This window comes from Acidobacteriota bacterium, from assembly GCA_028875575.1.
GTDB lineage: Bacteria > Acidobacteriota > Terriglobia > Versatilivoradales > Versatilivoraceae > Versatilivorator.
In genome coordinates this window covers 59,921-66,698 of sequence record JAPPDF010000092.1, presented here as the reverse complement: position 1 = coordinate 66,698, position 6,778 = coordinate 59,921, and the positions used below count along the sequence as shown (strand labels likewise).

Genomic DNA, 6,778 nt, shown 5'->3' with positions numbered 1-6,778 from the left:
ACGCCCAATCCCTGGGCGTGCTGGACTGACGGGAAGGGTTCGTTCTGCGCCTGCCCCTTGAGGCGCAGGAGTGATGGGAGGAGGCGCCACCCTGGTGGCTCGCCTTTGGCCAAGGCGGTAGGGGAATAACATCTTTCGGCGGTTCTTCGCAGATTTCCGTGTGCTCCTGGATGTGCGTTCAGCCGAACTGCTTCCTTTCTAGACAGTTTACGTTTTCGTTGCCGTCCCTTTTTGCTTCTCCGGGTCTTCCCGTTTTTTCAGCTTGAGCTGGATGATTGTTTGATCCGGAATCTTCCAGTCCGCGATCTCAACCGGCCTCGAATAGAGTGGATCGTCCAATATTCGAGCTTCCCACGGAAGGTGTTTGTTGTGCCTGAGGGTATCGACCAGCCAGATCACGAAGGGTAGAGACGCTATAAAGATCACTATGAGTAGGACGTAGAACATCATGGCTGGATTCTTTCGGAAGTCTTTTTAACCTCAATCGATAGCACCCATTCCGGACAAAGACAAGCGCCTTTTTTGCAAAGGGAGCTTGGTTGCCAATCATCATGTCCGGCTCTCCATGTAAGCTGCAAGTTGGGCAAGTCGTAAATTGCGTTGCTTTCACCCCAGGAGGCTCTCGCCATGAAAAGACAGCTCAGCACCTATCCATTGCGGTTGCCTGCGTCGTTGAAGGCAGCCGTTGCAGAAATCGGCAAGGCCGACGGCGCCAGCATCGATCAGTTCGTGACGACGGCTATGGCCGAGAAGGTTTCCGCCATGAAAACCGCCGAGTTTTTCAGTGAATGCGCATCCCGGGCCGACATTGAGGCGGCCCGCCGCCTGCTGCTGCGAGAAGGAGGACGGCCCCCTGAGCCCGAAGACCGTATTGGATAAGTCTTGAGGCCTTCCATGTCCGTATTCGCCGTTTCGATGGATTAGCGTGGGGGAACTCCTCACCGTCGCCGGCTCGATAAAGAGGACTGACTTCACTCGTCGGACCTCACCTCCCAGTGAGCTCTCCCACCCGCTTCACTGGGCGCACCTATTCGCCCTCGATCTGCTCCTGGATATCACGCACGACTCTTCCCAAGAACCACCCGCCAATGCGGTACAAAAGCCACAGAGTAAGCAGGAAAGCACCCGCTCCGAGTACCCAGGAAAAGATATCGAGAGATGGCATGTGCATAGCTTGAATCTCAATCACTATAAACGGGCCAATTACAATAAATGGGCCATCACAACAACCAGGCCCGGCTCGGCCTGACGTCGGAATTTCGAGCTGTGATCAGGACGTCTGACCACGGTCACCTAGGATATCGCTTTGTCGTTAGTTATTAAATAACATTATGCTTTGACTAAATTATATTTGTGATTTAGTCTCCCTTGGATTCTGCAGAACGAATCGAACCCGCTCGAGAGGAGCACTTTTCCCCATGACACTGAGGCAAAAATATGCTATGCCTACAGTACGACTAACAACCCGTCGACAACCCATGTCTCCGCTACCGCCGCTCGAGTGTCTCCGTTTCTTCGATGCTGCGGCCCGGCACCAGAGCTTTGCCCGGGCTGCGGAGGAACTCCATGTCACTGCCGCCGCCGTCGCCCACCGCGTCAAGATGCTCGAAAAACACCTCGGCCACAACCTGTTCGACCGCGATCGCCGAAGCGTTGCGCTGAACTCACGCGGCAAGGCCTGTTGGGGGGATGTGCAAGGCATTCTCACTGAAATCCAGGAAGTCATCGACCGTTACGGAAGCGGGCCGCAGTTGCGGCGCCTCAGCGTGGTCGTGGTCGAGTCCGTTGCCGAGCGGTGGCTGATGCCGAAGATCGCGGACTTCAACGCTTCCCATCCCGACATCGCCATCGAGTTGGAGACGGACCACCTCGGCGTCGACCCCAACCGGACCGACTTCGACGTCTGGATTACCTATGACGGTGGGACCAAAGCGCCGAGCACGGAGGTGGCCCTGCGGGAGACGTTGTTCGAGGATTCGTTGGTTGCACTCTGCAGTCCGGTCCTTTTCGAGAACCACGGACGGCCCCGCAACCTGGCGGACTTGTATTCGTGGCCCCTGCTCTACCATCTGGGGTGGCCTTCGGACTGGGCCCAATGGTTCGCGGCCCAGGGCGGCCCCCCACCGGACCTGTCGCACGCATCGGGTTTCCGCCTGTGCAGCATGGTGCTGCATGCGGCCCTGAATGGCATGGGGGCCGCCGTTGGACGCCCGGCCACCATTGCGCCTGAACTGGAACAGGGGACTCTGGTACCGTTGTTCGACCGGTGCAATGAGGTGCCCACGCGATGCTGTCTGATGACGACCGCCGGCGCGCGGCGAAAGCCCGAGGTCCAGGCGTTCCGCGAATGGATCCTTGAGAGCACGTCCGAGCCCGCAGCCAATGTGACGATTGCGGGAACACCTCGGGGCAGGCTCTGAGCATCGGTGCGGGTGGGCGATGCGGAAGGCTGCCCGATTTTCCGATTCAGCCTGCGTCAGCGACTGCAGTCGATTGCGCACCGCGGTTCGCGGCCCCTCTCCCTATTCGATGAGCCTTGAGACCCCTTGTGCCTTTAGTGTGATGTTGCTCACCTGACACCCCCTGTTCCCTCCCTGAGCATGTCGGTTTTTGCCATCGCGATGGACCGGCTTGGCGATACCCGCACCGTGGCCGGCTCGGTCAAGGGACCGGCTCTACTCGTCAGACACCGCCGCCGGCTCGACGGTCCCACCCCCTTCACGGGGCGCACCTGCCTCCCCGAGGATTTCCCGATCCCTTTCCACCGTGAGACGAAGGGTTTCCGCCACCGTCCGCAAGGTGTCGGCCATTGCCGATCGGCGGCGCCAACCGAGCACGATGGTTCGGAAGGGGACAGGCCGCTCGAGCGTTCGAATCGATAGTTGGGAACGGTGAGTCTCGGTGGGCACCGCCATCGTCGGCAGCAGCGTGACTCCGGCGCCGCTGGAGACCATCTGGGTCAGAGTGGGCATGCTGGTGGCGCGAAACCCCATTTCCTCGAGCCTGTTGCTCGAACAGTACTCGAGGGCCTGATCCCTGAAGCAGTGCCCGTCGTCGAGCAGCAGGACACGCTCGCCGCGCAACCTGTTCCGCCTTACGGGCCTGGTGCCGCGATCGAGTTCGTGCCCCCGCGGGACTGCCAACACGAAGGGATCGACGGCAACCGTGTGGTGGTCCAGGTCGGCCAGATCGGCCTCCAGCGCCAGCAGCGCCGCCACCAGGTCTCCCCGTTTCAGAGCGCGGAGAAGAGCGTCGGTCTTGTCTTCGATCCAGATCAGCGTCAGATGAGGAAAGGCTTTTCGCAGCGCGGGGACAACGTGGGGAAGCAGATAGGGCCCGACCGTTGGAATCACGCCGATCCGAAGTGTGCCGGCCAGGGGGTCGATGAACTGATTGGCGGCTTCGGCGAAGTCGTCCACTTCGACCAGGACGCGGCGCGCTCTGCCGATCAGTTCCCGTCCCGCCGCGGTAACCAGCACGCCGCGCCGGTCCCGTTCGAACAGAGAAACGGAAAGTGCAGACTCCATCTCCGCCACCTGGGCGCTCAAGGACGGCTGAGAAACGTTGCAAAGCTCGGCGGCCCGCCGGAAGCTCATGGTTTCCGCCACGGCAAGGACGTATTGAAGCTGTCTGAGAGTGAAATTGTAGGTCTTCATGCTCTTCATGCTGATAGGAATAGACTATGCAAAAGATAGAAATAATATCTTAGACATATCAGAACGGGGAAGTATAGACTCACGATCCCCGTCTTGCGATTTCCTTGGGCAGTGACCTGAGAAACTGTGCAAGAAGCTGAAGGAGAGGCAGAACCCTCCTTGTCCGGCGGAAGGAACGAAGCATCCGGGGGCGCCAAGTGAGCCCGTGGTATAAACTGTAGGCACAGACCGATTGCGAAAACGACACGACATCCGGGGAGCGTGGACCGGTCTTGCCTCCATTAGGTTTCCGAACCACCGGGCCGCGCTTCTTGAGCGCACTCGCCGCATTGATGTAATTCGAATCCAAAGGAGCAACTCAGATGTTTAAACGAACGATATCCGTAATCACCCTGCTGGCGATCGGGTTCTCTCCGGTCGCGCCGATCGGCACGGCAGGCGCCAAGGACAAGGCGCCCGACAATGACTACTGGTGGCCCAACCGGCTGAGCCTCGAACCGCTGCGCCAGGTGTCTCGGGAATCCGGTCCGGTCGGCAACGGCTTCGACTATGCCAAGGCGTTCGAGAGTCTCGACCTGCAGGCGTTGAAGGCAGATCTCACCAGGCTGATGACGACTTCCCAGGACTGGTGGCCGGCCGACTATGGCCACTACGGGCCGTTTTTCATTCGCATGGCCTGGCACAGTGCCGGCACCTATCGAACCATCGACGGACGGGGTGGCGGTGACGGCGGACTGCAACGCCTGGCGCCGCTCAACAGTTGGCCCGATAACGCCAACCTGGACAAGGCGACGCGATTGCTCTGGCCGATCAAGGAGAAGTACGGCCGCAAGATCTCCTGGGCCGACCTGCTGATCCTGGCGGGTGACGTGGCCATGGAGTCCATGGGCTTCAAGACCCTGGGCTTCGCCGGCGGTCGTGTCGATGCCTGGTATCCCGAAGACGTGAACTGGGGACCCGAGGGCCAGTGGCTCGCCTTCGATCGACGCGACAAGGACGGGAAGCTGATTCGTCCTCTGGGCGCCACCCAGATGGGCCTGATTTACGTGAACCCCCAGGGCCCGGGCGGCAAACCCAATCCGCAGGCGGCTGCTCACGCCATCCGGGAGGCTTTCGGCCGCATGGGGATGAATGACGAAGAGACGGCCGCGCTGATCGCCGGCGGCCATACCTTCGGAAAGGCCCATGGCGCCGCCGATCCTTCCAAGTACGTCGGTGTGGAGCCGGAGGCCGGCGATATCGAAGCCCAGGGATTCGGTTGGAAAAACAAGTACGGCAAAGGCAATCGCGGCGACACCATCACCAGTGGCCTGGAAGGAGCCTGGACGCGAGACCCGGCGGCCTGGACCCACAACTTCCTGGAAAACCTGTACGGCTTCGAGTGGGAGCTGACTCAAAGCCCTGGGGGTGCAACCCAGTGGAAGCCGGCCGGCGGCGCCGCGGCCGACCTGGTGCCGGATGCCCACGATCCGAACAAGCGGCATGCGCCCATGATGCTCACCACCGACATCGCCCTCAGGGTCGACCCGGCCTATCGCGAGATCACCTCGCGCTGGCTCAAGAACCCGAAGGAGTTCGAGGACGCCTTCGCCCGGGCCTGGTTCAAGCTGATTCACCGCGACCTGGGTCCGAGGTCGCGTTACCTCGGCGATCTGGCGCCTGACCGGGAATTCGTATGGCAAGACCCGATTCCTGCGGTCGATCATGCCCTGATCGATGCCAAGGATGCGGCCGGGTTGAAAACCAAGATCCTGGGCTCCGGGCTGTCTACCGCCGAATTGGTCAGGGCGGCCTGGGCTTCCGCATCCACTTTCCGCGGGACCGACATGCGCGGCGGCGCCAACGGGGGACGGATTCGCCTGGCGCCCCAGAAGGGTTGGGCTGCCAACGATCCGGCCGAGCTGGGCCGCGTATTGAAGACCCTGGAGGGTATCCGGAGCGGATTCAACGGCGCCCAGTCCGGCGGCAAGCGGGTCTCTCTGGCGGACCTGGTCGTTCTGGGCGGTGCGGCTGCCATCGAGAAGGCGGCCAAGAAAGCCGGGATGGACGTGGACGTGCCCTTTGCACCCGGGCGCATGGACGCCACGATGGAGCAGACCGACGCGGATTCCTTCGCCCTGCTCGAACCCACCGCCGACGGGTTCCGCAATTACTTCGCCGGACGTAACTCCCGATCACCGGTGGAGAGGCTGGTGGAGAAGGCAGCCATGCTGAACCTGACCGTCTCCGAAATGACGGTGCTGGTCGGCGGCCTGCGAGTCCTGAATGCCAATTCGGGAGGCTCTCGCCACGGAGTGTTCACCGACCGTCCCGGCACCCTGAGCAACGACTTCTTCGTCAACCTGGTCGACATGTCAACCCAGTGGACCAAGTCCTCCACCGCGGGCGTGTACGAAGGTCGCGACCGCTCCACGGGTGAGGTCAAGTGGACGGCGACTCCGGTCGACCTGATCTTCGGTTCCAACTCCGAGCTGCGCTCCGTGACCGAGTTCTACGCGGCCGGGGATGCCAAGGAAGACTTCGTGAAGGACTTCGTTGCGGCCTGGACCAAGGTAATGACCCTGGACCGCTTCGACCTGTAGCGGAAAGATCGTAGTTAAATCAACTGCTCCGGAGCCTCGGGTCGGGAAATCCACACGAACGGTTCCTGATCCGGAAAAACGCAAAACGGCGGCATCATCGATGCCGCCGTTTTTCTTTGCCCGCAGGCTGCCTGCCAATCACTCCACCGTATAGGACAAAAGCGATGCCGTAGGAAGATGGCCCCACCTGGGAGCGCGGGCGTCCCGCCCGCATGCACTCCCGTTGCGTACCGCTCAGTTTCCTGGGATGCAGCACCCGGCCCAACTTCACCTATCTCTCGCACTTCAATCAACCAACGCCGCCGCCCCGTACCGAAATCACACTCCGGGAAGGAGAAAAGCAATGTCTTGGGAAGATGGCCCCACCTGGGAGCGCGGGCGTCCCGCCCGCATGCACTCCCGTTGCGTACCGCTCAGTTTCCTGGGATGCAGCACCCGGCCCAACTTCACCTATCTCTCGCACTTCAATCAACCAACGCCGCCGCCCCGTACCGAAATCACACTCCGGGAAGGAGAAAAGCAATGTCTTGGGAAGATGGC

The 6,778-nt window shown here is 61.1% G+C and carries 6 protein-coding genes; 4 read left to right on the top strand and 2 right to left on the bottom strand.

The window, feature by feature from the left end:
• Window positions 1-207: 207 nt before the first annotated feature.
• Complete coding sequence (locus OXI69_15100) at window positions 208-450, bottom strand: hypothetical protein (GenBank protein MDE2667470.1); 243 nt, start codon at window positions 448-450, stop codon at window positions 208-210.
• 177 nt (window positions 451-627) lie between these two features.
• On the opposite strand from OXI69_15100, the gene OXI69_15095 reads away from it, so the two are divergent.
• Both OXI69_15095 and OXI69_15090 read left to right on the top strand, forming a co-directional pair.
• The gene (locus OXI69_15095; protein MDE2667469.1) at window positions 628-879 is read left to right on the top strand and encodes a toxin-antitoxin system HicB family antitoxin; all 252 of its coding nucleotides are present in this window, start codon (window positions 628-630) and stop codon (window positions 877-879) included.
• Window positions 880-1,478: 599 nt separating this feature from the next.
• A complete protein-coding gene (locus OXI69_15090; GenBank protein MDE2667468.1) occupies window positions 1,479-2,420 on the top strand; it encodes a LysR substrate-binding domain-containing protein in 942 nt (313 codons plus the stop codon).
• A 255-nt stretch (window positions 2,421-2,675) separates the two neighbouring features.
• Here the strand turns inward: OXI69_15090 and OXI69_15085 are convergent, their stop codons facing one another.
• Window positions 2,676-3,656 carry a LysR substrate-binding domain-containing protein gene (locus OXI69_15085; protein MDE2667467.1) on the bottom strand — a complete coding sequence of 327 codons (981 nt, stop codon included), beginning with the start codon at window positions 3,654-3,656 and terminating at the stop codon, window positions 2,676-2,678.
• A gap of 362 nt (window positions 3,657-4,018) precedes the next feature.
• Between OXI69_15085 and katG the strand changes: the two genes are divergently transcribed.
• Both katG and OXI69_15075 read left to right on the top strand, forming a co-directional pair.
• Window positions 4,019-6,238: a catalase/peroxidase HPI gene (katG, locus tag OXI69_15080; GenBank protein MDE2667466.1), complete on the top strand. Its 2,220-nt coding sequence runs from the start codon at window positions 4,019-4,021 to the stop codon at window positions 6,236-6,238.
• Between the two features lie 343 nt (window positions 6,239-6,581).
• Window positions 6,582-6,778, top strand: a 197-nt coding sequence (locus OXI69_15075; GenBank protein MDE2667465.1) for a hypothetical protein, incomplete at its 3' end; no start/stop codon positions are given.

Excerpts from the sequence above, each read along its gene's own strand:
- OXI69_15100 (MDE2667470.1), bottom strand. The coding sequence starts at position 450 with ATGATGTTCTACGTCCTACTCATAGTGATCTTTATAGCGTCTCTACCC.
- OXI69_15095 (MDE2667469.1), top strand. The coding sequence starts at position 628 with ATGAAAAGACAGCTCAGCACCTATCCATTGCGGTTGCCTGCGTCGTTG.
- OXI69_15090 (MDE2667468.1), top strand. The coding sequence starts at position 1,479 with ATGTCTCCGCTACCGCCGCTCGAGTGTCTCCGTTTCTTCGATGCTGCG.
- OXI69_15085 (MDE2667467.1), bottom strand. The coding sequence starts at position 3,656 with ATGAAGACCTACAATTTCACTCTCAGACAGCTTCAATACGTCCTTGCC.
- katG (MDE2667466.1), top strand. The coding sequence starts at position 4,019 with ATGTTTAAACGAACGATATCCGTAATCACCCTGCTGGCGATCGGGTTC.